The organism is Flavobacterium sp. (assembly GCF_004295795.1).
Classification (GTDB): domain Bacteria; phylum Bacteroidota; class Bacteroidia; order Flavobacteriales; family Flavobacteriaceae; genus Flavobacterium.
The window spans coordinates 26,039-50,545 of record NZ_SEBR01000005.1 but is presented as its reverse complement, the minus strand read 5'-3'; the positions used below and the strand labels follow the sequence as shown (position 1 = coordinate 50,545).

At 45.8% G+C, this 24,507-nt stretch carries 23 protein-coding genes; 10 read left to right on the top strand and 13 right to left on the bottom strand.

Annotated elements, in window-relative coordinates:
- Nucleotides 1-9: 9 nt before the first annotated feature.
- The 5 genes from ileS to gdhA form a co-directional block, all read right to left on the bottom strand.
- Nucleotides 10-3,429 (bottom strand): isoleucine--tRNA ligase, encoded by a 3,420-nt coding sequence (ileS, locus tag EOO49_RS05800; protein ID WP_290843662.1) that lies wholly within the window; start codon nucleotides 3,427-3,429, stop codon nucleotides 10-12.
- Between the two features lie 334 nt (nucleotides 3,430-3,763).
- Entirely contained in the window at nucleotides 3,764-4,141 is a 378-nt protein-coding gene (locus EOO49_RS05795) for a DUF2809 domain-containing protein (RefSeq protein ID WP_290843660.1), read from the bottom strand.
- Nucleotides 4,138-4,851 (bottom strand): DNA repair protein RecO, encoded by a 714-nt coding sequence (recO, locus tag EOO49_RS05790; protein WP_290843658.1) that lies wholly within the window; start codon nucleotides 4,849-4,851, stop codon nucleotides 4,138-4,140. The genes EOO49_RS05795 and recO overlap by 4 nt, the downstream gene beginning before the upstream one ends.
- A 38-nt stretch (nucleotides 4,852-4,889) precedes the next feature.
- A complete protein-coding gene (locus EOO49_RS05785; protein WP_290843656.1) occupies nucleotides 4,890-7,199 on the bottom strand; it encodes a T9SS type A sorting domain-containing protein in 2,310 nt (769 codons plus the stop codon).
- A gap of 297 nt (nucleotides 7,200-7,496) precedes the next feature.
- Nucleotides 7,497-8,837: an NADP-specific glutamate dehydrogenase gene (gene gdhA / locus EOO49_RS05780; RefSeq protein WP_290843654.1), complete on the bottom strand. Its 1,341-nt coding sequence runs from the start codon at nucleotides 8,835-8,837 to the stop codon at nucleotides 7,497-7,499.
- 267 nt (nucleotides 8,838-9,104) lie between these two features.
- Between gdhA and EOO49_RS05775 the strand changes: the two genes are divergently transcribed.
- Nucleotides 9,105-9,890, top strand: a complete 786-nt coding sequence (locus EOO49_RS05775) for a glutamate dehydrogenase (protein WP_290843652.1) — start codon at nucleotides 9,105-9,107, stop codon at nucleotides 9,888-9,890.
- A 54-nt stretch (nucleotides 9,891-9,944) separates the two neighbouring features.
- Here the strand turns inward: EOO49_RS05775 and EOO49_RS05770 are convergent, their stop codons facing one another.
- The gene (locus tag EOO49_RS05770; protein ID WP_290843650.1) at nucleotides 9,945-11,087 is read right to left on the bottom strand and encodes a cystathionine gamma-synthase; all 1,143 of its coding nucleotides are present in this window, start codon (nucleotides 11,085-11,087) and stop codon (nucleotides 9,945-9,947) included.
- Nucleotides 11,088-11,159: 72 nt separating this feature from the next.
- On the opposite strand from EOO49_RS05770, the gene EOO49_RS05765 reads away from it, so the two are divergent.
- The 8 genes from EOO49_RS05765 to EOO49_RS05730 all read left to right on the top strand — a co-directional run bounded on the left by EOO49_RS05765 (nucleotide 11,160) and on the right by EOO49_RS05730 (nucleotide 17,514).
- Nucleotides 11,160-11,900 (top strand): DUF3298 and DUF4163 domain-containing protein, encoded by a 741-nt coding sequence (locus EOO49_RS05765; protein WP_290843648.1) that lies wholly within the window; start codon nucleotides 11,160-11,162, stop codon nucleotides 11,898-11,900.
- Nucleotides 11,901-11,946: 46 nt separating this feature from the next.
- Nucleotides 11,947-12,294 (top strand): ArsC/Spx/MgsR family protein, encoded by a 348-nt coding sequence (locus tag EOO49_RS05760; RefSeq protein WP_290843646.1) that lies wholly within the window; start codon nucleotides 11,947-11,949, stop codon nucleotides 12,292-12,294.
- Nucleotides 12,294-13,184, top strand: a complete 891-nt coding sequence (locus EOO49_RS05755; RefSeq protein ID WP_290843644.1) for a DMT family transporter — start codon at nucleotides 12,294-12,296, stop codon at nucleotides 13,182-13,184. Before EOO49_RS05760 ends, EOO49_RS05755 begins: the two co-directional genes overlap by 1 nt.
- 51 nt (nucleotides 13,185-13,235) lie before the next feature.
- Complete coding sequence (locus EOO49_RS05750) at nucleotides 13,236-14,084, top strand: YicC/YloC family endoribonuclease (RefSeq protein ID WP_290843642.1); 849 nt, start codon at nucleotides 13,236-13,238, stop codon at nucleotides 14,082-14,084.
- Entirely contained in the window at nucleotides 14,084-14,677 is a 594-nt protein-coding gene (gene gmk / locus EOO49_RS05745; protein WP_290843640.1) for a guanylate kinase, read from the top strand. The genes EOO49_RS05750 and gmk overlap by 1 nt, the downstream gene beginning before the upstream one ends.
- Nucleotides 14,678-14,680: 3 nt before the next feature.
- Nucleotides 14,681-15,262, top strand: a complete 582-nt coding sequence (gene nadD / locus EOO49_RS05740) for a nicotinate (nicotinamide) nucleotide adenylyltransferase (protein WP_290843638.1) — start codon at nucleotides 14,681-14,683, stop codon at nucleotides 15,260-15,262.
- Entirely contained in the window at nucleotides 15,259-16,251 is a 993-nt protein-coding gene (locus EOO49_RS05735; protein ID WP_290843636.1) for a tetratricopeptide repeat protein, read from the top strand. Before nadD ends, EOO49_RS05735 begins: the two co-directional genes overlap by 4 nt.
- A 267-nt stretch (nucleotides 16,252-16,518) precedes the next feature.
- Nucleotides 16,519-17,514, top strand: a complete 996-nt coding sequence (locus tag EOO49_RS05730) for an NAD(P)H-dependent glycerol-3-phosphate dehydrogenase (protein ID WP_290843634.1) — start codon at nucleotides 16,519-16,521, stop codon at nucleotides 17,512-17,514.
- Between the two features lie 74 nt (nucleotides 17,515-17,588).
- Here the strand turns inward: EOO49_RS05730 and EOO49_RS05725 are convergent, their stop codons facing one another.
- The 5 genes from EOO49_RS05725 to EOO49_RS05705 form a co-directional block, all read right to left on the bottom strand.
- On the bottom strand, nucleotides 17,589-17,996 hold the full coding sequence (locus EOO49_RS05725) for a hypothetical protein (RefSeq protein ID WP_290843632.1): 408 nt from the start codon (nucleotides 17,994-17,996) through the stop codon (nucleotides 17,589-17,591).
- A 140-nt stretch (nucleotides 17,997-18,136) separates the two neighbouring features.
- Nucleotides 18,137-19,156, bottom strand: coding sequence for a phenylalanine--tRNA ligase subunit alpha (gene pheS, locus EOO49_RS05720; protein ID WP_290843630.1), 1,020 nt, complete (start codon nucleotides 19,154-19,156; stop codon nucleotides 18,137-18,139).
- Between the two features lie 150 nt (nucleotides 19,157-19,306).
- A complete protein-coding gene (locus tag EOO49_RS05715) occupies nucleotides 19,307-20,104 on the bottom strand; it encodes a hypothetical protein (RefSeq protein WP_290843628.1) in 798 nt (265 codons plus the stop codon).
- A 159-nt stretch (nucleotides 20,105-20,263) separates the two neighbouring features.
- On the bottom strand, nucleotides 20,264-20,620 hold the full coding sequence (locus EOO49_RS05710) for a hypothetical protein (RefSeq protein ID WP_290843626.1): 357 nt from the start codon (nucleotides 20,618-20,620) through the stop codon (nucleotides 20,264-20,266).
- Nucleotides 20,620-21,393 carry a hypothetical protein gene (locus tag EOO49_RS05705; RefSeq protein ID WP_290843624.1) on the bottom strand — a complete coding sequence of 258 codons (774 nt, stop codon included), beginning with the start codon at nucleotides 21,391-21,393 and terminating at the stop codon, nucleotides 20,620-20,622. The genes EOO49_RS05710 and EOO49_RS05705 overlap by 1 nt, the downstream gene beginning before the upstream one ends.
- A gap of 72 nt (nucleotides 21,394-21,465) precedes the next feature.
- Here EOO49_RS05705 and EOO49_RS05700 point away from each other — a divergent pair, with 72 nt between their 5' ends.
- Complete coding sequence (locus EOO49_RS05700; RefSeq protein ID WP_290843622.1) at nucleotides 21,466-22,002, top strand: CvpA family protein; 537 nt, start codon at nucleotides 21,466-21,468, stop codon at nucleotides 22,000-22,002.
- 1 nt (nucleotide 22,003) lies between these two features.
- Here the strand turns inward: EOO49_RS05700 and EOO49_RS05695 are convergent, their stop codons facing one another.
- Both EOO49_RS05695 and EOO49_RS05690 read right to left on the bottom strand, forming a co-directional pair.
- The gene (locus EOO49_RS05695; protein WP_290843620.1) at nucleotides 22,004-22,747 is read right to left on the bottom strand and encodes a tetratricopeptide repeat protein; all 744 of its coding nucleotides are present in this window, start codon (nucleotides 22,745-22,747) and stop codon (nucleotides 22,004-22,006) included.
- The gene (locus tag EOO49_RS05690) at nucleotides 22,744-24,504 is read right to left on the bottom strand and encodes a BatD family protein (protein ID WP_290843618.1); all 1,761 of its coding nucleotides are present in this window, start codon (nucleotides 24,502-24,504) and stop codon (nucleotides 22,744-22,746) included. The genes EOO49_RS05695 and EOO49_RS05690 overlap by 4 nt, the downstream gene beginning before the upstream one ends.
- Nucleotides 24,505-24,507 lie beyond the last annotated feature (3 nt).

Here is a 24,507-nt window from a genome sequence, read left to right as displayed (position 1 = left end):
TTCGTTTAGTTATTTTGAGATTAATACTGATGTTTTGATATCGTCGAATTCGACATCGGAACCGTCAACTTTCTCACTGATGACCAGTTCCTTGGTTAGTGTTTCGTCTTTGATGTATTGCCCGAAATCATTTATGGCCTTGTCGAGTGATTTCTCGCTCTGAATTTCCACTTTGATCTTGTCGGTCACTTCATAACCCGAATCCTTTCTCATGTTCTGGATGCGGTTCACAAGTTCGCGCGCGATGCCTTCGTTCCTGAGTTCGTCGGTAATCGTAATATCCAGAGCTACAGTTATTGTGCCTGAATTCGCGACGAGCCAGCCTTCGATATCCTGTGAAGATATTTCGACATCAGCGGATGTTAAAGTAGTATCTTTTCCCGATATGACAAGCGTCAGTTCGCCATTGCGTTCCAATTCTGCGATCTGCTCTTGATCAAAACCTTGTATTTCTTTGGAAATCAATCCCATATCTTTTCCAAAACGCGGTCCGAGCGCCTTGAAATTCGGTTTGATCTGCTTTACGAGCACGCCCGACGCATCGTCCAAAAGTTCCACTTCTTTCACGTTAACCTCGGCCTTGATAAGGTCGGAAACCGCTTCGATTTCAGCCTTCTGATTTGCGTCAAGCACAGGAATCATAACCTTTTGCAACGGTTGGCGCACCTTGATCATTTCCTTCTTTCTGAGCGATAGTACAAGGGACGAAATCGTCTGCGCCTTGCCCATTTTGCTCTCTAGCGTTTTATTAACAAAGTTGTCGACAAATTCCGGAAATTTTGCGAGGTGAACGCTGTCGAAATTTTCCTTTTGCGTTAAATTATTGAGGTCGCGATAAAGCTGATCCATGTAGAACGGAGCGATTGGCGCACCAAGCTTCGCAACCGTAACCAAACACGTATAAAGCGTCTGGTAAGCCGCGATTTTGTCAGATGCATATTCGCCTTTCCAGAAACGTCTGCGGCACAAACGCACGTACCAGTTCGACAGGTTTTCCTGCACGAAATCGGAAATTGCGCGCGCGGCTTTCGTAGGCTCGTAATCGGCGTAGAACGAATCGACGTCTTTTACCAAAGTGTTCAATTCCGAAATGATCCATCGGTCGATTTCAGGTCGATCGTCCATCGGGATTTCCGCTTCAGAATACTTGAAACCGTCGATATTGGCGTATAACGCAAAGAAACTGTACGTATTATAAAGTGTTCCGAAGAACTTGCGACGCACTTCTGCCACGCCTTCAAGGTCGAATTTGAGGTTGTCCCAAGGATTCGCGTTCGAGATCATGTACCAACGCGTGGCATCGGCACCGAATTCGCCCAAAGTCGTGAAAGGATCGACCGCGTTCCCGAGTCGCTTGGACATTTTCTGTCCGTTTTTATCGAGAACGAGTCCGTTTGAAACCACGTTTTTATAAGCTACAGAATCAAAAACCAAAGTTCCGATCGCGTGCAAAGTATAGAACCAACCACGCGTCTGGTCGACACCTTCGGCAATGAAATCGGCTGGAAAATCTTTCTTTGCATCAATTTTGTCCTTGTTCTCGAACGGATAATGCCATTGCGCATAAGGCATCGCGCCCGAATCGAACCAAACGTCGATCAAGTCGCTTTCGCGTTTCATCGGCTTGCCCGAGGCCGAAACCAACGTGATCGCATCGACCACATTTTTGTGCAGATCGACCAATTTGTAATTTTCTTCGGACATATTTCCGGCCTCGAAACCTTTGAATGGATTTTCAGACTGGATTCCGGCCGCGATCGATTTCTCGATTTCGTTGTATAATTCTTCTACCGATCCGATGATGATTTCCTCAGATTTGTCTTCGGTGCGCCAAATCGGCAACGGAATTCCCCAATAACGCGAGCGCGACAAATTCCAGTCATTGGCATTTTTGAGCCAATTACCGAATCGGCCTTCGCCTGTGGCTTTTGGTTTCCAGTTGATTTCGTCATTCAAATCGAACATCCGCTCTTTAACTTCGGTCATTTTGATGAACCAGGAATCCAGCGGATAATACAAAAGCGGCTCGTCCGTTCGCCACGAATGCGGATAACTGTGGACGTATTTCTCGACCTTGAAAGCGTTGTTGTTTTCCTTGAGATAGATTGAAATCTCGACATCGGCTGAACGCTCCGGCGCAGTTCCGGCGTCGTAATATTCGTTCTTGACATATTTGCCCGAAAGCTGCAAAGCGTTTCCGTTCGGGTTGTCCAGACTTTCTAGATGATTCGTGAATTTCCCTTGTAAATCGACAAGTGGCACAGGATTTCCGAATTCGTCCAAAACGAGCATCGGCGGAACTTCAGGCGAAGCTTCTTTTGCAACCTTGGCATCGTCTGCACCAAATGTTGGCGCGGTGTGCACGATTCCGGTTCCGTCTTCGGTTGTAACGAAATCGCCAGAAATCACGCGGAAAGCATTTTCAGGATTTTGGTACGGAAGCGCGTATGGCAACAATTGCTCATATTTGATTCCGACAACATCCGAACCTTTGAACTCGGTCAGAACCTGATACGGAATTTGCTTGTCACCGGCTTTGTAAGTATCGAAATCACCAGACTCGACATAATTTTTACCGAATTGCTTTCCAACCAAATTCTTCGCCAAAACGACATTGATCGGTTCAAACGTATATTGGTTGAACGTCCTGACCAGAACGTAATCGATTTTTGGCCCGACCGTCAAAGCTGTATTCGAAGGCAAAGTCCACGGCGTCGTTGTCCAAGCCATAAAGTGAACGTCTCCAAAACCTTGCAAAAAGCCAGGAAGCGTTTCCGGCAAAGTCTTGAATTGGGCAACGATCGTAGTATCGGTCACATCACGGTAAGCGCCAGGTTGGTTCACTTCGTGAGAGCTCAAACCAGTTCCGGCCTTGGGCGAATAAGGTTGGATCGTATAACCTTTATAAAGTAAATTCTTGTCGTAAATCTGTTTGAGCAACCACCAAACCGTTTCCATGTATTTGGGTTCGTAAGTCACGTAAGGATCTTGCATGTCTACCCAATACCCCATTTTTTCGGTGAGGTCGTTCCAAACGTCGGTGTAACGCATAACCGTGCGCTTGCAGGCTTCGTTGTATTCTTCAACGGTGATCTTCTTGCCGATGTCTTCTTTGGTGATGCCAAGTTCTTTCTCAGTTCCTAGTTCTACCGGCAAACCGTGCGTATCCCAACCTGCTTTACGTTTTACCTGGAAACCTTTCTGGGTTTTGTATCGGCAAAAAATATCCTTGATCGCACGCGCCATGACGTGGTGAATTCCGGGCAAACCATTAGCCGACGGCGGACCTTCAAAGAAAACATAAGGTTGCGCGCCTTCGCGGCTGGTTACACTTTGCTCGAAAATTTGATTCTTCTTCCAGAAATCGAGGACTTCAGATGCGACTGTCGGCAAATCGAGCCCTTTGTATTCCGTAAATTTGGCGTTCATTTGGTGCATTTATAAAACGCGCGAATGTAATCAAAAAAATATTTAAATTGGTGTTAAAGCCTGTGTTTCTGCGGTATTACAGATTTTTAGCGATGAATAACAGCGTTTTATGAAAACCTGTTTACGAAATTTACCTAAAAATCACATTTCACTAACAATCAAAGCTTTGGGCAAACGCAAGATTTTGAATGTTTGGGCGTTGCGCCGGCCAGAAAGTACATAGTAGAATGCGGTTGCAGCCGCAGGCCGTCGCCGGGCTTTCCGCTGTATCTTTTGCGGGAAACCATCGGTGTTTCACAAAAATCGGAATCGCAAAAGGATGCCGCTGCAACCCCTAACGCGGGCGCGAATTCCAAATCACCTTTTCAGCTAAAAGAACAACTAGAATCCCAATGGCGTACATCGCCAGATCTTCCCACGAAAAAGATGTCCCGATCACGATTCTTGCAACTTTGTTGTCGCGCAAATCCAACCTGTCGACGATTTGCAAATACTGGAGAAATTCAACCAAAAAAGCAAACATCAAAGTTCCGAAAGCTGCAGTATTAACCGAGATTTTGAGAAAACTGCGAACAAAAGCGTAAATCAAGATCACAACCAACAAGTCGCCCACATAAGGCCGAATTATAGAATCGTGAACGAAAAGCGCAATCAGGATTTCGGTGACGAAAAGCGCTACAAAAAGCAGGAAATAATTGCGTCGGAAGGTCATGAAAAAACTTCTTTTAAGACGTCAAGCGATTTTGGGCGCTTGAATCCGTCGAGGTGAAAGGCGTAATAATCCAAAAGCGTCTTGAGCAATTGCGAGCGTTCGTTTCCTGAAAACACCTTTTGGTCGGAATCGAATTTCAAGGCCATAAGCCGTTTGAACAAATGCGTTTCATTTTCGTCCAAAGTCGAAACCGCAAGCGAATCGGAAAAAACACCCTCAATCATCTCGAAATAGCGCTCGCCCTTTTTTGAAGTAGCCGGATAAAACCCGAGAAACTTCGTCGCCTGAAGCAATACGATCAAATGGAAATTCGCGACCTCATCGTGCGTATCGAACCACATCAAGGCCGTTTCCAGAAATTCGAAAAGCGCTTCGTTTTTTTCTTCCTCCCGAATGCTGTGGTGCAAAACTTCCGAAAGGAAAATCGCGATCGTGCTCTTGATCACGTCCGAAGCGACCGTAACATAAGGCGTTGCCAACCGAATTTCCTTGAAAGTCTCGAGCGTGCCTTTGTTCTTGTGGTTCGCCTCGACTTCCAAGATCGAAAGCGGCTGGAAATAAGCGGTTTTTCGAGTCGCACTTCTCGAGGAAAAAGCGTTGTGCACGAAGTAGGATTTGAGTCCGTCAGATTGGGTAAAACATTTCACGATCAGGCTTTTGTCCTGATATTTCAGTGAAGAAATGACGATGGCTTTTGTGGTGACGCGCAAAATGAATTAATAATTAGTAATGAATAATTAATAATTGCTCATCGCACGACCATCACTTTTTTGACTTTGGTTTCAGATCCGTCGTCGGTCGCGATAAAAATCATGTAAACACCCGAAGCCACTCGGTACTTCCCGAATGCAGTCGTGTCCCATTCTACCGTGCCGCCTTCCGCGGTTTTCTCGAAAACGAGATTTCCGGCGATGTCAGTGACTTTTACGTTGGCTTTGTCGACGAGATTGGCAATTTTGACCGTACCGGCAAATCCTGGCCTAACCGGATTCGGATACACATAAACGCTGTTCAAGTCGCCTTTCGGGTCAGTATTCACGCCTTTGAACGATACCAAACCTTTGTCAGTGGCGATGTAGACTTCGCCCGTTTGTCCGTTTATTTCGATGTCATTTATTGCGTTGCTTGGCAAGGGCGAATTCGCGATCGTGAAGTGGTGCAGCGTTTGTTGTCCGTCAGGAGAAACCATGAAAACGCCCGAATCGACCGTTCCTATCCATTTGTTGTTCGCGCCGTCCACGCAAATGTCATTCACGGCTTGTTCGTATAACAATTCCTGGGCAACGCCGTCGTCGTCCAGAATGATGATCGGATTCGTGGTCATTTGTCCTTCGGCATTGAACCTGTCGACGCCTGGCAAAACCCTCAAGCCTTTTCGCGTGCCTATCCAAAGTTGGTTTCGCTTGTCGATGGCGATCGCGCGGGCATCTTGTATCGGCAAATTCCCCAAGTCGGAACCCATCGTGATTTTCTTGTATTTTTCAGCCGAAGCTTCGTTGTAAGCGACCACACCGTTGTCATAAGTCACGATCCATTTCGTGTTGTTCTTGTCGATAAGCATTCTACCGTAACTGTCCTGGAAAAATCCGGCGATGATTGGCGTCATGTCGATTGATTCCCAATTTCCGTTGGCGCGCAGCACTTTGAGTCCGTCGGAGACTTTTGCAACCGTCGTCCAAAGATTTCCCTGGCTGTCAAATGCCGATTGTTCGACGCGGATACTTACGCCACTGGGAAAATTCGGATCGACCAAAGAATTGAGTTCGCTGTTCGTATTGTCGTACAAAGTCACCAAAGATTCGTTCTCGAATTTCAAAAGTCCCGAGTGGTACGAACTCACGTAAAATTGGGAAGTATTGTTTGGATTGAAAGTCATCCGAACCAAGTCATTTGCGTCTTTTCCCGTCGGATGCACGTCAGCATAAGGTTTGTTGAGCCAACCTTGGGCGTTGTATTTGCTGATTCCGAGGTAACGCAAAGGATCGGGATCGTAGAAATAGGTGTAATCGCCATAAGTCACCCACAAATCAGCAGTTTGTGTATTGAGTGAAAACACGTTGTTTTTGGTTGGTCCGTCTGGCGAAATGTTCTCGAAAATCGCCGGACTCGTTGCCGAAGTCACGTAAACGCCTTGCGCCAGACTTCCGATATAAAGATTTTGGTTCACGACAGTTGCGCAAGTGAACGTCGAGGTAAATTCCGGAATGCTGTAATTGAAGACTTGGGCCACAACCGCCAAATTCGTATTGTAAAGCGCGACGCGTCCGTCAGTGACCGCGATCAGATAATCGGTCGTGGCGCGAATGTCTCGTGGCGCTCCGGGCAAACTTCCGAAAGAGACAAAAGCATTTCCGTTAAGCCGATTCAATTGTCCGGTTGAAGTCACGGCGATAAGTTGCGTTCCGAACGCTTCCACCGCAGCCCAAGAACCTGTCGTTACAGTCGTCCATTGATTGGCGTCGATAAGATTCGGATTGGTCACGTCGGCGCGCTTGATTCCATAATCGGCTGTCGCTGCATAAATGAATCCGTTGAAAATAGCCGATTGCTTGATGACGATCTCAGACGGACCTGTTCCTATATAATAGGTATCGCCAAATTGCAGATTGGCCGGATTGTACTGGCAGATTCCGAAATCGCACGAAATATAGATGATTCCGTTGTATTCGGTGAAATGGTTGACGCGCTTGATATTAGGCGGAAGTTGTTTGTTTACGATGTCGACGACTTTCACGATCGATCCGTCAGGGTTCACGACGTTTATGAGCCCGTTTTCATATCCGACAATCGTTCGGTTCGACGTCGGACTGTGGTAAACCGCCGAAATTACCTGAGCCGACAATCCGTCGACTGTATTGATTGTCTTGATTACGTTCGAAGTCAGATCTTTCGAGAACAAAGCATTCTCTGACGCGGCGTAGAATTTGTTCGTGCCTTGCGCCAAATCCTTGATTTCGGTATAGGAGAAATAGCCTTTCCAACCCGAATTCGCCTGCTGGGAAAATCCGAAGAAAAAAGCGAACAAAAGCGCGAAAAGCAAAACGTAATTCTTGATCATAGCCAGCGAATGGGTAACAAATATAGTGTAAACGGAAATATGGCCGATTTCGTGTTTTCGATTAAATAGTTATAGACGGATAGATAATAGACGAATAGATAATGGAAACAAATGTCCGTCCTACAAAATCTCTGTTTCATTGGATTTCGCTTGCGCGGATGATAGGCGAACAAAAAATAATCCATTGCCAAAAATCGGAAACGATAAAGTCTATTATCTATCCGTCTATTATCTATCTGTCTCAAAAAAAAATGCTCCCGAAAATCGAGAGCACTTCCAATTATCTTGAAATTGTGATTACACAACTCCTTGAGCAAGCATCGCATCGGCCACTTTGACGAAGCCCGCAATGTTCGCACCTTTTACGTAATCGATGAAATCACCGTCTTTTCCGTATTGCACGCAAGCCGAGTGAATGTTCAGCATTATGTTCTTCAAACGCTCGTCGACTTCTTCGCGAGTCCAGCTCAAACGAAGCGAGTTTTGTGACATTTCAAGACCTGAAGTGGCAACACCTCCGGCATTTGAAGCTTTTCCCGGAGCGAACAAGATTTTCGCTTTTTGGAATTCGAGTACTGCTTCTGGAGTCGATGGCATGTTTGCACCTTCTGCAACCGCGAGAACTCCGTTGGCAACAAGCGCTTTCGCCTCGTCTCCATCCAATTCGTTTTGGGTTGCACAAGGAAGCGCAACGTCGCATTTCACTTCCCAAGGACGTTTTCCTTCTACGAATTTCGCGTTCGGATATTTCTTGGTGTATTCGCTGATGCGTTCGCGACGCTCGTTCTTGATTTCCATGACGTGCGCCAATTTCTCGGCATCGATTCCGTCTGCGTCGTAGATATAACCTGACGAATCAGAAAGTGTGACGACTTTTCCTCCAAGTTCGGTAGCCTTTTCGGCTGCGTATTGCGCCACGTTGCCAGAACCTGAAATCGCAACCGCTTTTCCTTTGAAAGAATCGCCTTTTGTACCCAGCATTGATTCAGCGAAATAAACACAACCGTAACCCGTCGCTTCCGGCCGGATTAGCGATCCGCCAAACGTGATGCCTTTTCCGGTCAAAACGCCGGTGAACTCGTTACGCAATCTTTTGTATTGTCCGAACATGTATCCGACCTCGCGTCCTCCAACTCCGATATCTCCGGCAGGAACGTCAGTATCCGCTCCAATGTGTTTGGCCAATTCTGTCATGAAAGCTTGGCAAAAACGCATCACTTCCACATCTGATTTTCCTTTTGGATCAAAGTCAGATCCGCCTTTTCCTCCGCCCATTGGCAAAGTTGTCAAGCTGTTCTTGAAAGTCTGCTCGAAAGCAAGGAATTTCAAGATTGAAAGGTTAACCGATGGGTGAAAACGCAAACCACCTTTATAAGGTCCGATCGCAGAGTTCATCTGGATGCGGTAGCCGCGGTTTACCTGCGTCTTTCCGGCGTCATCGATCCAGCAAATGCGGAATGTGATGATTCGCTCGGCCTCGACCATGCGCTCAAGCAACATCTGGCCTTGGTATTTCGTGTTTTTCTCGATAAATGGAATTACGGTTTCAGCCACTTCGTGAACCGCTTGGATGAATTCTGGCTCGTTGGGATTTCTTTTCGCCACTGCCTCAACAAAGGCATTAATAGATTGTGACATACTTAATTTCGTTTTTTAACGTTTTGTTATGAAAACGTTTTCGTTAGCGACGCAAAGATAGCAGATAGACAAAATCTGAAGGTTAATTTTTTCAATTCCGCAACAGATTTATTTCTTTTCTAAGGATTTGCACAGTTAAATACCATTAATGCATGGATTTAATCGATTCCATATCATTTCTAAGGCAATTCAAGTATTTTTCACTTTAATTTACAAACTGAATTCGATTTTTATATATTTGCCACGAATTGTAACACCCAGAGAACAATGCCCAAGTATTTAATCATGAGCTTTTTGCTGATGCTAGGCCTTTCAAACAAGGCGAAAGCGCAGTTTGGATTTTCTCACGAAATCGGCGCAATTGTTGGTCCTGTAGCCATGATGTCCGATTACGGTGAGCGTTACGATTTCAAAACAAACGCAGGAAACACGGGCTTTGGCGTGGGAATCATCCACTATTTGAACTTTGCTTACAGAGCCGAATGTAACTGTTACGCTCCAGAAACGTATTTCAACGATCATTTCAAGGTTAGAAGTGAAATTTCGTTCAATAAGACCAAACTGCAGCACGAAGGCGAATGGACAGAAGGCGACGGCGTTTTTGCCCAGCAATTGAAAGCCATGCGCGGAGAAACTTCGGTTACGAACATTGGTGTTCAATTGGAGTATTTTCCTTTCAGTATCCGAGAGTTTTCGGCTTCACCGGGAATGTTGGCACCATTCGTAAGTTTGGGCGGACAATTCTCTTTCTTCAAACCAAAAGCTTATTCCACTTTGGGCAACGGCGAATTGGGCGAAGATCCGGTAATTACGCCGGTCAAGTATTTCGACGCTTTCGATCAATCAGGAGGAACGACTTGGTCTGTTGTGGGAAGTATCGGGACGCGTTACAAACTTACGGTTTTGAGCGACTTGATGATCGACTTGCGCTGGCAGTATTACTTCTCGAACTGGGTTGACGGTTTGAACCCGAATCCGGACGTTTACAAAGAGAACAAATCGAATGAATGGTTGGTTTGGTTGAATGTCGGATACATTTACTACCTGAACTAGAATTTCTTCTACAGATATAAAAAAGCCCGGAATCAACTTCCGGGCTTTTTGTTTTTACGCGAGTGCCTGTTCGAGATCGGTCAACAGATCGGCAATATCTTCAACGCCGACACTAAGCCTTACAAGGTCGTCGGTAATTCCGATTTGCTTGCGCTTTTCCTCTGGAATCGAGGCGTGCGTCATCAAAGCCGGATGATTCGCCAAAGATTCGACGCCGCCCAAAGATTCCGCCAACGTGAAAACTTTCAATTTTTCGAGAAACGATATCGCATCGGCTTTCGCTCCAGATTCGAACGTGAACGAAACCATTCCGCCAAAGCCTGACATTTGCTTCTTCGCGATTTCATGAAACGGATGCGATTCCAATCCAGGAAAATAAACCGTCTTGATTTTCGCGTGTTTCGACAGGTATTCAGCCACTTTTTCCCCGTTCTCGCAATGGCGTTGCACGCGAAGGTGAAGTGTTTTGATACCCCTAAGTACCAAAAAAGAATCCATCGGACCCAAAGTCGCGCCAGTAGCGAATTGCTGGAAATGCAGTTGCTCGGCCAGTTCTGCGTCCTTGATGATAAGCGCTCCGGCAATCACGTCAGAATGTCCGCCCAAATATTTCGTGGCCGAATGCATCACGACATCGGCTCCAAGCTCAAGCGGACGTTGCAAATAAGGTGTCGCAAAAGTATTGTCGACCGCGAACAGGATTTTGTGTTGTTTCGTGATTTTAGCGATTTCAGCAATATCTGCCAATTTCATCAACGGATTCGTCGGCGTTTCTACCCAAACCATTTTGGTCTTATCCGAAATCAAGCCTTTCAGTTTCTCCAGATCGGTCAAGTCGATAAAGTGGAATTTGATGCCCGAATCTTTGTAGATTCTCGTAAACATTCGGTACGTTCCGCCATACAAGTCGTCCATGGCAATAACTTCGTCTCCGGCTTTCAACGACCGCAACAAGCAATCTGTCGCGGCAAGACCAGATGAAAATGCGAGGCCTTTCGCTCCGCCTTCCAAACTCGCCAAAGCGTTTTCCAAAGCGGTTCTCGTAGGATTCGCCGCACGACTGTATTCATAATCGCCAACAGGCTTGCCCGGACTTTCCTGAACGTAAGTCGAGGTTTGATAAACTGGCGGCATGACCGCGCCCGTGCTGGGATCGTGATGCTGTCCGCCGTGTATTGTCTTTGTGTTAAACTTCATGTAATTTATTTTTGTAAGTATGCAATTATTCGCAAATTTAGAGTTATTCGCCTAACTAATTCCATCGCCCCGATGAAACGGTACATTTACTTGTTTTTAATATTTTTCGCAATCGCCTCATGCTCAAAGGAACTTGAGTTTGAAACCAAGACTTTTGAAAAACGCACGTCTTTGAAATGTCAGGGATTGTGTCCGAAAATTACGATTAAAGTTCCCGTCGCCCAAAACGGAAAAGCTGCTGATTCCATCAACGCCAAAATTTTCTCGACTCTGAAAGGCATCGTCACATTTGGCGAAAATCCCTATGAATCCAAGGACTACCAAGGTTTAGCAGATGATTTTATCTCGTCTTATGAAAAACTTCAAAAAGACGATCCCGAAGAACTGATCGGATGGGAAGGCGACGTAAGCGGGCGCTTGGTACACAAATCTGAAAAAGTGCTCGACATCGAACTGCAACACTATATTTTCACGGGTGGCGCTCACGGTTACAGCGGAAAAACTTCTTTGCTTTTCAATTTGGAAACCGGACGTTCGATTCCGCGCGATTCGATTTTTACCGATGTTGCGGCCGTCACGAAACTCGCCGAAAAACGCTTCCGCGAAAAGTTCAGGATTCCAGCCGACGCGCCAATAAATTCGGGTGGACTGATGTTCGAAAACGAGAAGTTCGCGCTTCCACAGACGATTTTTTATTCCGATAAAGGCATTTTGCTTTACTACAACACTTATGAGATCGCTTCCTACGCCGACGGTCCGCGCGACTTGATGTTGCCGTATTCCGAAGTGGATAAATTCCTCAGGATAAAATAAGCCAATTCGTTTTTTCGGCTTTTCTTTGTTGGCAAATCCAACCGAAATGAACGTCGTTTACTATTTGTCGACTTGCGACACTTGCCGTAAAATACTGGCTTCCTTACCCGAAAACAATCTTGTGCTTCACGACATCAAGAAAGATCCGATTACCGAAAAAGAAGTCGATCGCATGAAGGAATTGGCCGGAAGTTACGAAGCGCTTTTTAGTCGGAAAGCCCAACTTTACAAGGCGCGCGGTTTGAAAGACCAAAATTTATCCGAACAGGATTACAAAAATCTCATCCTGGAACACTACACGTTTTTGAGCCGTCCGGTTTTTATCATCGACGATAAGATTTACGTTGGAAACAGCTCCAAGAATGTCGAGAATGTGATTTCGGCCTTGAAATAATGTCGAAGCGGAATCTCGCTCTCGTCGCGGCCACATTGGTCTCGATCATTTACGGCGTCACTTTTACGATCGCCAAGGACGTCATGCCCAAACACGTCGGCGCTTTCGGATTCATTGTGATGCGAGTCGGCGGTTCGGTGATCTTGTTTTGGATCGCGTGGCTGTTTTCGGTAAAAGAAAAAATCGCGAAAAACGATTTCCCTAGAATCATCGCGGCCGCTTTCTTTGGAGTCGCTTTCAACATGCTCACTTTTTTCAAGGGTTTGAGCCTGACTTCGCCCATTTCTGCGGCGGTTTTGATGTGTACGACGCCAATCATCGTCCTGGTTTTGTCGGCGATCATCATGAAAGAACGCATGCAGACTTCGAAAGCTTTCGGAATCATTTTGGGATTGGTTGGAACGGCGGTTTTGATAGGCTACGGAAAATCCATCGGAAGCGCAACCAACGCGCCACTCGGGAATTTACTCGTATTCGTGAACGCGGTTTCTTACGGACTTTACCTGATAATGGTTCGGAAACTCATGGACAAATACAACGCTTTCACGTTCGTAAAATGGATCTACCTTTTTGGATTTTTGATGGTTTTGCCTTTCGGATGGCGTGAATTCGAAGTCGTTTCGTGGCAAATCGTTCCAACATCGGCTTTATTGAAAATGGCATTCGTAGTAGTGATTTCCACATTTCTGACCTATTTGCTGAACTTGCTTTCAATGAAAGAACTAAAACCCACGACAGTTGCGGTCTTCATCTATTTGCAACCTTTGTTCGCCACGGTTTTCGCCATCGGATTGGGAAAAGACAGCTTGAGTTGGGTTAAAATAACGGCCGCGATCTTGATTTTCGTTGGCGTTTATCTCGTTACCAGAAAGAAGAATCCCAAGAATTGACTTGGTAATCATTATCTTTGCACCACTTTATTTTCGAACATGATACAATCCATGACAGGATTTGGAAAGGCCACGTTTCAGTTGCCTACCAAAAAGATTACCGTTGAAATCAAATCGCTCAACAGCAAAGGTTTGGACCTGAACGTGCGCATGCCGTCAGTTTACCGCGAGATGGAACTTGGCCTTCGCACCCAATTGTCGAATGCGCTCGAGCGCGGAAAGATCGATTTTGCGATTTATATCGAAAACACGACCGAACAGACTTCAACCCGCGTGAACGTTCCGATCGTAAAGGCTTACATCGCCCAACTGCTAGAGATTTATCCGAATGCGGACGAGACCGAACTCATGAAAATGGCCGTAAGAATGCCAGACGCGTTGAAAACGGAACGGGATGAAGTGGACGAAACCGAGTGGAAACAAATCGAGGGCGTAATTTCTGACGCGGTCAACAACATCAAGTCTTTCCGCATCGCCGAAGGTTCGGCACTCGAAAGAGAATTCCTGCAAAGAATCGCCAATATCATGACGATGATGAATGCCACGGTCGCCATGGATTCGGAACGTATCGAGAACGTGAAAAAACGTCTTTCGGCCGCGCTTGAAGATCTCAAAGTGACTTTGGACGAGAACAGATTCGAGCAGGAACTTATTTTCTACCTCGAAAAATACGATATCACTGAGGAAAAAGTCCGTTTGGAGAATCACCTCAACTACTTCATACAAACCTTGGCCGACAGCGAAGCCAACGGACGAAAACTAGGTTTCATCACTCAGGAAATGGGTCGCGAAATCAACACGATGGGTTCGAAATCGAATCACGCCGCCATGCAGAAACTCGTCGTGCAAATGAAGGACGAACTTGAGAAAATCAAGGAACAAGTACTAAATGTTTTGTGATGGAAAGAGGAAAACTCATCGTCTTTTCGGCGCCTTCGGGTTCCGGAAAAACCACTATCGTTCGCCATTTGCTGCAACATCCTGAATTGAAACTTGAGTTCTCGATCTCGGCGACCTCACGCGAGCCACGCGGACAGGAAGCGCACGGAAACGATTACCACTTCATGTCGCTGCACGATTTCAAACAGCACATCAAGGCCGAGGATTTCGTGGAATGGGAAGAAGTTTATCCGGATATGTTCTACGGAACGCTAAAATCTGAGGTCGACAAGATTCGCGACGAAGGCAAAAACGTGATCTTCGACATCGATGTTTCGGGCGGATTGCGCATCAAACGCAAATTCCCAGAGGAAACCATCGCGATTTTCGTGAAGCCGCCAAGTATAGACGAACTCAAGCGACGATTGAAAGAACGATCGACCGAAAGCGACGAGAAAATTGCCATGAGAATCGCGAAATCGTCGGCGGAATTAGCAACCGCGCCACTTTTTGACGTGATCGTCGAAAATGCCGATTTGTCTCTGGCCAAGCAAAAAGCTTACGATTTGGTGAGCGATTTCGTCAAAACCGGACACGTTCCGACAAAGGAGTAAGCCGTGAAAGTCGGTTTATATTTCGGGACTTTCAATCCGATCCACGTCGGACATTTGATCATCGCCAACCACGTGGCCGAATTCACTAGTCTGGATCAGGTTTGGATGGTCGTCACGCCACATAATCCGCTCAAGAAAAAATCGACGTTGCTCGACGATTACACGCGATTGGAGTTGGTGCGATTGGCGACCGAAGATTATCCGAAACTCGAACCGACCGATATTGAATTCAAGCTTCCGCAACCGAATTATACCGTAAATACGCTGGCGCATCTCGAGGAAAAATTCCCTGCTTACGAATTTTCGCTCATCATGGGCCAAGACAACATCGAGTCAATACACAAATGGAAGAATTTTGAGGTGATTTTGGAGCGTTATGACATTTTGGTTTACCCGAGGATTTCTTCTTCTGATCCGATTTCGGAGGTCACGAATCACGCCCGCGTCAGCTATATCGATGCTCCAATCGTGGAAATTTCGTCGACTTTCATCCGCGAAGCTATCCAAAACAAAAAAAGCCCGAAAGCACTTTTACCCGACAAAGTTTGGGACTACATCGACCATAACAACTTGTATCGCAAATGATTAAATCGTTACTCGCTACAATTTCACTGCTGTTTTTTTCTGTCGGATTCTGCCAGGACAAACTCGTCGAGCAAGCCAACAAGAAAATGGATGCCGGCGATTTCGATTCGGCGATGAAACTTTACAACCAAGCGATTTCCGAACATCCGAACGATCACGAACTTTATGTGTTGAGAGGAAACGCATTCGAACAGATGAGCCAGCCTCAGCAAGCGTTCGACGATTTCACGACCTCGATCGCACTCGAACCCAAAAACCCGAAAGCGTTTATGCAACGCGGCCTTTTCCTGTTGCATTCCGGTTATCCTGAACAAGCGCTCGAAGATGTCGAAAACGGATTGAAATTTGTTGGAAATGACGCGAAATTGCGCAATTTGCTTTGGCTGACGCGAGGCGACTCACATCTGGCAATGCAAAATCCGGACGAAGCGTACAAGAATTTCATCCTCGTCTTGGACAGCAAACCGGAAACGGCCGTAGATATTGCAGCACATTTAGGAGTCGCGCGCGCGCTTTCGAATCAGCACAAACACGATCAGGCCGTGATTTATCTGGAAAAACTCGTCAAACTTTATCCCGATTTCGAAAGTGGTTACGTGAATTTGGTTTTTCAGTTGTCCGAAGCCGGAAATTACAAACGCGCGATCGAAGTCAGTGACAATGCGATCGAAATGGCCAAAAAACGCAAGAAATCGAAAGTGGACAAAGTTGTCGAGAACGATAAATCTGAATCGATAGCCATGCTTTACAACAATCGCGGCTATGCGAAATACAAAGCTGGCGATCTGAAAGGTGCTTTGATCGACATCGATTCGTCGATTTCACTTTCGCCTACGAATTCGTATGCATTCCGGAATCGGGCATTGGTGAATATCGCTTCAGGAAAGATAGCTTTGGCTTGCGCCGATATCGAAAAAGCGCTTAAACTTGGATTTTCCGAGTCTTATGGCGATGAAGTCACGAAACTCAAAGCGACGAATTGCCATTAAATCAAAAGGCGCTTCTGAAACAAAGTTCAAAAGCGCCTTTCTCAAAACACCAAAAACAAAATTTAACTAACTTTTTATGTAATCGTTCAGATTATCTTATAAGCTATTGAACGCAAAATTAAAGTCGGCATTGTGCTCGCTATCATAATTATAAGTTAAAATTCCCATAAGGATTCTTAAGGAATTTCTTTTAACGGGAATATTCATCATAACTTCAAACAGCTTAAAATATTTCAATTACTTTTGAGCCTTTCAACTACAATTACAATGAGCCAAAAACTCAAATTTGCCGTTATCGGCGGCGGAAGTTGGGCGACCGCAATCGCCAAGATGCTTTGTGTGAACTGCGATGAAATCGCGTGGTACATGCGTAACGAAGATGCTATCGACCACCTGAAAGTGCATCATCACAATCCGAATTATTTGAGTTCGGTGGAATTCAATCCGAAGAAATTGCGGCTTACGAGCAATATCAACGAAGCGATCGAATTCGCCGACTACATCATTTTTGCCATTCCGTCAGCCTTTTTGAATGAGGAAATGGGAAAACTCACCGCTAGCCTTGAAGACAAAGTAATTTTCTCGGCAATCAAGGGAATCGTGCCGGAAACAAGTCTGATCGTGGGCGAACATTTCAACAAACAATACGACATTCCGTTCGAGAATATCGGCGTCATTACCGGACCTTGTCACGCCGAAGAAGTCGCCTTGGAAAGACTTTCCTACCTGACGATTGCTTGTGGCGACAACAAAAAGGCCAAGATCATGGCGTCGCATCTGCAAAGCGATTACATCAAAACCAAGATTTCAGACGATATCATCGGGACCGAATATGCCGCGATGCTAAAGAACATTTACGCGATTGCCGCCGGAATCGCTCATGGTTTGGGCTACGGCGACAATTTTCAGTCGGTTTTGATGAGCAATAGCATCCGGGAGATGAAAAAGTTCATCCGCAAAGTGCACAAGATGAAACGCAACATCAACAATTCGGCTTACTTGGGCGATTTGCTGGTTACCGGATATTCTGTTTTCTCGAGAAATCGCATGTTCGGAAACATGATCGGCAAAGGTTACACGGTGAAAAGTGCCCAAATGGAGATGAATATGGTCGCCGAAGGTTATTACGCAGCCAAAAGCGCCCACAGGTTGAACGAAAAGCTCGAAGCTAAAACGCCAATCATCGATGCAGTTTTCGAGGTTTTATACGAAGGGAAAGAAGCTCGCAAGGTTTTCAAGAAATTGACCGAGAAACTGGATTAGATTTTAGATGGATAGATACAAAAAGACGCGTTCCAGTTCGAAACGCGTCTTTTTGTTTTTTGTCTGATCTGTAATTACCGAACTACAACTCCAGGTTGCCAAATATGGGGAACTTCCTCGGTGGCGCGTTCGTTGATCGTATTGGTTCTAAAGATGAACTTCTTGTCGTATAAAGTGTTCCCGATGAAATAAGTGACCATGAACTCGTTATTGAGCGCCAAGACGCTTTTCTCGACCATTTCGATCTTGACGAGCGATTGGCTGGGAACTTCGACGAAAGCGTGGCGCAACAGAGACGTTTTCTTCATTTCGCCATCAATCGTCCCGAAGGCTTTCGATACGACCATGACGTTGTCGATGTCAAAATCAGAGTCGTTCACCAAATGTACGAACCAGACTTTTTCCATAAAATCATCGCTCCATTGCAGGATTGCGGCGAGGAATACATTTTCAACTTTTGGGATGATGATGTCTTTTTTCATTTCAGATGATAGATAATGGACGAATAGATAATAGACTTTCTGGTGAAAACAACAATTTAAGGCTTTGAATCAAATAACAAAACGCACTCGTTACCGAAATGCGTCCATTATCTATCAGTCTATTATCTTCTCGTCTGTTTTTAGATACTCGATTTGAACTGCTCCAAAAATCGGATGTCGTTTTCATAAAACATGCGGATATCGCCAATTTGGTACAACAACATCGCGATACGCTCGATTCCCATTCCAAAAGCGAATCCGTTGTATTCGTCCGGGTTGATTCCGCAGTTTCTCAAAACGTTGGGATCGACCATTCCGCAACCCATGATCTCGAGCCAGCCCGTTCCTTTGGTGATGCGGTAATCGGTTTCGGTTTTCAAACCCCAATAAATGTCGACTTCGGCGCTTGGTTCCGTGAACGGAAAATAAGACGGACGAAGACGTATTTTGGATTTTCCGAACATTTCTTTTGTGAAGTATTGCAACGTCTGCTTCAAATCGGCAAACGAAACGTCCTTGTCGATATACAAACCTTCCACTTGATGGAAAATACAGTGCGAACGGCTTGAAACCGCTTCATTCCTGAAAACGCGACCCGGTGAAATCGTACGAATTGGCGGTTTGTTGTTTTCCATATAGCGAACTTGGACCGACGAAGTGTGCGTGCGCAACAAAACATCGGGATTCGTCTGGATAAAAAACGTGTCCTGCATGTCTCTCGCCGGATGGTATTCCGGAAGGTTCAAAGCAGTAAAATTGTGCCAGTCGTCCTCGATTTCCGGACCTTCGGAAACGTTGAATCCTATAGTCGAAAAAATATCTATGATCTGGTTTTTCACCAACGAGATCGGATGACGCGAGCCAATCTGCAAAGGTTCGCCCGGACGCGTCAAATCGCCATAACCGCCTTTCGATTCCTCTTTGCTTTCGAGCATTTCCTGGATCGACTTGACTTTTTCCTCGGCAGTATTCTTGAGCTCGTTGATGACTTGCCCGAACTCTTTTTTCATCTCGTTCGGAACATTCTTGAACTCGGCAAAAAAGTCTTTCAACAAACCTTTGCTTCCCAAGAACTTGATCCTGAACGCCTCGAGTTGGTCTTTTTTATCGGTGTGGAATTCACGCGCTTCGGCAATGTATTCTTTGATCTTGTCGGTCATCTTCCTGTGCTTTGAAGCGGCAAATTTAAAAAAGATTAAAGGATTACGGGTTTGATTCCCCAAAAGATTGCGTCCAAATAAATCGCCTGCACGCTACTTTTCGAATTCAAACAAAAAAAAGACCGAAAAGTGAATTTCGGCCTTTTGCAATTATTTCTTTTTGGACTTCTTTTTTGTTGGCTTTTTCTTTTCAGAAGCGTTCTTTTTGGCCTTTTTCTCCTTGAGTTTCTTGGCTTCTTTTGCCTTTTTCTCTTTTTCTTTTTTAGCCTTGTCCTTCTCTTTTTGCTTTTCCCTTGCCTTTTTCTCCTTTTTCTTGAGGTCTTCGGCAATTTTCTTGAGCTTCTTGAGATCTTTGTCTTTTAGCGTTTTTTTCTTTGGAGCATCGGTAGTTTGTTCTTTTACGACAACTCCAACGTTTGCTGTTCCGGAAGGTTTCGCTTCTGGTTTTTCGGTAACTTTTCGAGATGCGACGGGCGTGGAAACCGGTTTCGAAGCGACAGTTCTCTTCGCAGCCGGCTTGACAGCGACAGATTTCTTTACAACAGGCTTGCGCCCGACGGGTTTTTTCGCGACCGGAGCAGCATCAGTTCCAGATTCGGCGGCGGTAGTTTTTGCAGACGGACGGCCAACGCGCTTTTTAGCAACTGGTTCCGACGACTGCGTTTCCTGAGCAACAGGTTTCGGAGTTGTCGCTTTCGCAGATGCAGTTTTAACCGAAGGCTTGCGTCCGACGGGCTTTTTCGCTACTGGAGTTTCAGTTTCGGCATTTTGCGTGGCAGCTTTTGGAGTCGCGGCTTTCGCCGGAGTTCTTCTCACCGTTGGTTTATTTGGCGCAGGCGTTCTCGCAACCGACGGTTTTCTGCCCGCTTTGGAAGTTGTGGTTTCGACTTCCGCTTTCGGAACTTCGTTTGTAACTTCCGGCTGATTGTTCTGTTCTGTGTTATCCATGTAACTAAGTTATTGTTAATTTTCGGTAAACAAAAGTAAATCAAATAGAATTGACCCAATGTTAAGCTTTGCATCTGATAAAAAACTTAATATTCAGGGAAATTGGCATTCGTCTCCCGGCTAAAATGTGCATTGACTAATTTTCGGAACACATCCGGACTATTCGATAAATCCCTTTTCCAAAAAGTAACCCACAATCGCCTCCTTCATCAAAACCGACTGTTCGCCGGCTCTCAAAGGCGGAAGTTGTTCCTTGACTTTGTAATGCGGCCAACCGTCCCGATCCACATATTCGAATTCGTAAAACCCGTAAGGCTCGAGCAATCGGCAAATGGCGATGTGCATGAGGTTGAGTTTTTCGTCCTTTTTGAACTTGTTGTGCACTTTTCCCAATTCCTGAACGCCAATCAAATAAATGATTCCGTCCAGATCAAGATCTTCACCTTGGGAAAATCGGTCTGACAGCAGTTGCACAAGGCCGTCCCATCGTTCTTTGAGTTGTATATCGCGTGACATTATAGATAGTCTATGAGTGTTGTACTGATGGGATTTCCGTCAGCGCTGTATTTTACGATTTGGGTCGGATAACCTTGGTCGTTGTATTGCATTTCGAAGTAGGACGAAGCCGTTGGTTGCGTCGCTGTCGGCGGACTGAAACGTGTAATCGAAAGCGGATTGTTGTTGTTCAACAGATCGATTCCTTCAAATCTGTAAATCAGGCGGAAAGGAACGGCCAAGTTGCGAAACGGCATGTTCTGATTGTCAAAAGTGTAGTCGTTTCGGTAAACCGATGTTCCTCTGTCGACGATTTCCGAAACCAGATTGTTTCCGGAACCAAAGGTCAGCTGTCGCGAATCGCCCTGAATCCATTGACCTGAACCCAAATATCTGTCTGACATCGTCGCAAGCATGTTGTTCACATAGGTGAAATCTGTCGTTTCGGAATAATCGCTATTGTTGACGATGCTAACCAAATTGTCGCCGTTGTAAGTGAAAGTCGACGAAACCTGCTCGCCCGAACCGTAAGTTCGCAGTGCTGAAATCGGTTTATCTCCGCTGTAAGCGAATGTCGTCGACGTCGCACCTTGTTGAACCGACGTCAGCCGATTTCCCGTGTAATTGAATTCCACAACCGAAGTTTCCGAGAAATCGCCAGCGTGAATCGTTTCAGTGACTTTCTTGACCAAAACGAGATTCGCCGAATTTGGAATTGTACTATCATCGCTCGAGCAAGCCGTAAATCCGACAGCCACAAAAAGCGAAAGTATTGATTTGATGCTATTTTTCATTTTGTTGATTTCCCGCAAAAATACGAATTCGAAAGTCGGTGGTTTGGATTAAATTTGCCAAAAACAAACAACGTGGTTTTAATCGACATCATCCTTATCATTGCCTTTTTTATCGGAACTTTCAAAGGACTCAAAAACGGGCTTTTTGTGGAATTTTCCTCGTTCATAGGATTGCTCGTAGGACTTTGGGTCGCGCTCAAATTCTCTGACGTAACCCGCGATTTCCTGGGAGAACACTTGGGCTCGAATCCAAAATACTCCTACTTTTTTGCGTTCATCATCACGTTTATCGCTGTCGTCGTCGGAATTTCCATCCTGGCGAAAGTCCTGACCAAAATCGCCGATTTCTCCGGAATTGGAATTTTGAACAACATCGGTGGCGCGCTTTTCGGCTTCGCCAGATCATTGCTGATCATGTCGGTTTTGCTCAACATTTTCGACAAAGTCAACTTCACGAACATTCTCGCGAGCCAGGAAAGTCTGGAAAAATCGATCTTGTATCGTCCGGTGAAAGCGATCGGGCACGTCGTTTACCCGTTTCTTTCGACAGAATTGCACGATATCAAGATCCAATTGCCGAATCCGGAAGAAAAACCCAAACCAGAATAAATCACTTCAATTCGCGAATCGCCGAAGTCTCGATCCAACCGACATTTCCATCCAAAAGCGCGACTTTTTTCCAGTTGTCAAGCGTTTCCAAAACGTAGACTTTCGTGCCTTCGTGCAACGTAAAGGCATCTTGAGCCGTTTTCTGTGGCTCGCTTTTCACGAACGCGACAGCCGAAAAAACAATCGCCGGACGTTCGGCCTCATAAGTACTTTTCTCGAAAATCGCAGCAAAAACGCTCAAAACGATGAAAAACAAAGCGAGAAACATCGACACGAAAAAGATGCGTTTTACCAAAGTCGTCCCCGAAAAGTAATAGCCGACGAAAAACAAAAGCACGGCAAAAGCCCCGCCAACCGCGAATTTTGCCCAAGCGTCGTAATGCAATTGAGACGTAAAATCCTCGATCATTTTCCTGAAACCGACTTTCGGCGTTTCTTTCACGTCGTCGATCTGCAGTTTTTGGGCAAATTTGAGATTCGTCGCGATTTCGCTGTCGGTCGGATTGAGCAACAACGCTTTCTCGTAATTGTATATCGATGGCGCGACGCGATTCAGCTTGTAGTAAGCATTTCCGAGGTTGAAATAAAGTTCCGCCGACGCTCTTTTCGAGGTCACGACGGCTTCATAAGCATCGGCCGCGCCCTGAAAATCGCCTTTTCTGTACAACTCGTTCCCTTTTTCGAATCCGGCTTGACCGAAAATTGTTTGGGAAATCAGAATAAATATGAAAATGAGTTTCTTCATCGCATCTGTTTTTCGAGTTCTGAAATGATGGCCGCCGCCTTTTCGTAGTCGTGCTGGATCGCCGTGCTTGACGATGGCGCGTATCTCGCGAATTCGCAATCTTCGGTGAGTTTGATGAAATCGCTTACCGTTTCGGGTTGCACGTTTCGGCTCAAAAGCAATTCGCGAATCCTGTCCTTTGACATTTCCGAGGTTTCGATCCCGAGTTTTGCCTTGAGGAAATTGTGCAGCGCTTTTTCGAGTGCGATGTAGAATAGTTCTTTGTTTCCGATGTTTTTTCGGGCCTCGGACAAATATTTCTTGGCAAGACGATTCGACGTTCTCAACCTGTTTCCGGCCACGTCACGATCGATCGCATCTTTTTTGCGACGTCCCAAAATGAGTATCGGAATGATCAGGAACGGAGCGACCATAAGTCCGTAGAACAAATTCGATCCGAAGAAATCCTTGCGGTTGGTCGACTTGAGTTTCGTCTTGAGCTTGATGAACGCGAATTGATCGGTTGCCTGAATTTGCTGTTTGTTCGCGTCGGTTTTTGCCACGGCATTGGCATCTGACGGATTTCCTGGTCCGTCGAGCACTTTGATCATGATTTCTGGCGAAGTGATCGTTTCATATTTGCCCGATGAAAGGTCGAAGTACGAAAAACGCATCGGCTTTATCGGATAATTTCCTTTGTAAGTCGGAACGATCGTATACGTGTCCTGAACTTTTCCGGTCATTCCCGAAAGCGGCGTTTGCACGGATTCTTTGTGAACCGGATCGTACATTTCAAGCGCGGTAGGAACGACAGGTTTGGGCAAGTCGAACAATTTGAGGTTGCCTTTTCCAGAAACGCTAACGGTCAAATCAAGACTTTCGCCATTTCGAAGCATCGTTTTAGACGGGCGGACTTTGAACTCGAAACTTCCCACAGCGCCCGAAAAATCATCGGGACGACCAGCTTCGGGCAACGCTTTCACATTGATCGTCTTGACTCCGGCCGATGCTTTTTTCGACTGTTGGACGATTTGCGCGCGTCCCATCCAATCGTAACGACCCGTCGGAACTTGCAGATCGAGGTCGAGCGCCAAAGGTTCGATAACGAGTTTACCTGATTTTTGCGGATAAAGCACCGTTTTTCTCAAAACCACGAAACGCGTCTGTTTGCCGTTGAAAGTTCCTTGCTCGGGAACGAGTTGCTTGATGTCGATATTCTGGCTCCAAAAGTCGTTGTACTTTGGTTTTTCGAGTTCGCGCCAATTCGATATCCCGACGTTGTAGCTGAAATACAGCTTGTAAACCACGGTAATCGGTTCGTTTATGTACGGATTCGTCTTTGATATTTCGGCCACGAGATGAATCGCGTCGTCGACATTCACAGGTTCCGGTTCGCCAGGCTGTCGCGGACGTTGTATCGCATCGGTTACATTGATCTTGACCGCATTAGTGCGATACGTCTGATCTTCGATTTCGATCGATGCCGGACGAATCACTAGCGTTCCTTTTTTCATCGGACGCAAAAAATAGATGTATGCTTTCTGGAAAGAACTGCGTCCGTTTACCCAGGATTGGCTTACCGATTGGCTTGGTCCGCCAACGACTTGGAAGCCTTCGAAATTAGGTGGCGAAAAATTGTCGCCTTGTCCGTTCATAACGAAATCGACGCGCAAAGTCTCGTTCAAGCCCAACGTCTGACGCGAAACTTTCGCCTCGAAAGAAACCTGGGCCAAAACGGCTTGCGTAAAAAGGAATAATATGAAAACGCTTTTCTTCATTCG

Excerpts from the sequence above, each read along its gene's own strand:
- EOO49_RS05765 (WP_290843648.1), top strand. The coding sequence starts at position 11,160 with ATGAAACGGTACATTTACTTGTTTTTAATATTTTTCGCAATCGCCTCA.
- EOO49_RS05750 (WP_290843642.1), top strand. The coding sequence starts at position 13,236 with ATGACAGGATTTGGAAAGGCCACGTTTCAGTTGCCTACCAAAAAGATT.
- EOO49_RS05730 (WP_290843634.1), top strand. The coding sequence starts at position 16,519 with ATGAGCCAAAAACTCAAATTTGCCGTTATCGGCGGCGGAAGTTGGGCG.
- ileS (WP_290843662.1), bottom strand. The coding sequence starts at position 3,429 with ATGAACGCCAAATTTACGGAATACAAAGGGCTCGATTTGCCGACAGTC.
- gmk (WP_290843640.1), top strand. The coding sequence starts at position 14,084 with ATGGAAAGAGGAAAACTCATCGTCTTTTCGGCGCCTTCGGGTTCCGGA.
- EOO49_RS05705 (WP_290843624.1), bottom strand. The coding sequence starts at position 21,393 with ATGAAAAATAGCATCAAATCAATACTTTCGCTTTTTGTGGCTGTCGGA.
- EOO49_RS05755 (WP_290843644.1), top strand. The coding sequence starts at position 12,294 with ATGTCGAAGCGGAATCTCGCTCTCGTCGCGGCCACATTGGTCTCGATC.
- EOO49_RS05725 (WP_290843632.1), bottom strand. The coding sequence starts at position 17,996 with ATGAAAAAAGACATCATCATCCCAAAAGTTGAAAATGTATTCCTCGCC.
- gdhA (WP_290843654.1), bottom strand. The coding sequence starts at position 8,837 with ATGTCACAATCTATTAATGCCTTTGTTGAGGCAGTGGCGAAAAGAAAT.
- EOO49_RS05775 (WP_290843652.1), top strand. The coding sequence starts at position 9,105 with ATGCCCAAGTATTTAATCATGAGCTTTTTGCTGATGCTAGGCCTTTCA.
- EOO49_RS05760 (WP_290843646.1), top strand. The coding sequence starts at position 11,947 with ATGAACGTCGTTTACTATTTGTCGACTTGCGACACTTGCCGTAAAATA.
- EOO49_RS05770 (WP_290843650.1), bottom strand. The coding sequence starts at position 11,087 with ATGAAGTTTAACACAAAGACAATACACGGCGGACAGCATCACGATCCC.
- EOO49_RS05695 (WP_290843620.1), bottom strand. The coding sequence starts at position 22,747 with ATGAAGAAACTCATTTTCATATTTATTCTGATTTCCCAAACAATTTTC.
- EOO49_RS05735 (WP_290843636.1), top strand. The coding sequence starts at position 15,259 with ATGATTAAATCGTTACTCGCTACAATTTCACTGCTGTTTTTTTCTGTC.
- EOO49_RS05795 (WP_290843660.1), bottom strand. The coding sequence starts at position 4,141 with ATGACCTTCCGACGCAATTATTTCCTGCTTTTTGTAGCGCTTTTCGTC.
- EOO49_RS05690 (WP_290843618.1), bottom strand. The coding sequence starts at position 24,504 with ATGAAGAAAAGCGTTTTCATATTATTCCTTTTTACGCAAGCCGTTTTG.
- pheS (WP_290843630.1), bottom strand. The coding sequence starts at position 19,156 with ATGACCGACAAGATCAAAGAATACATTGCCGAAGCGCGTGAATTCCAC.
- EOO49_RS05710 (WP_290843626.1), bottom strand. The coding sequence starts at position 20,620 with ATGTCACGCGATATACAACTCAAAGAACGATGGGACGGCCTTGTGCAA.
- EOO49_RS05785 (WP_290843656.1), bottom strand. The coding sequence starts at position 7,199 with ATGATCAAGAATTACGTTTTGCTTTTCGCGCTTTTGTTCGCTTTTTTC.
- EOO49_RS05715 (WP_290843628.1), bottom strand. The coding sequence starts at position 20,104 with ATGGATAACACAGAACAGAACAATCAGCCGGAAGTTACAAACGAAGTT.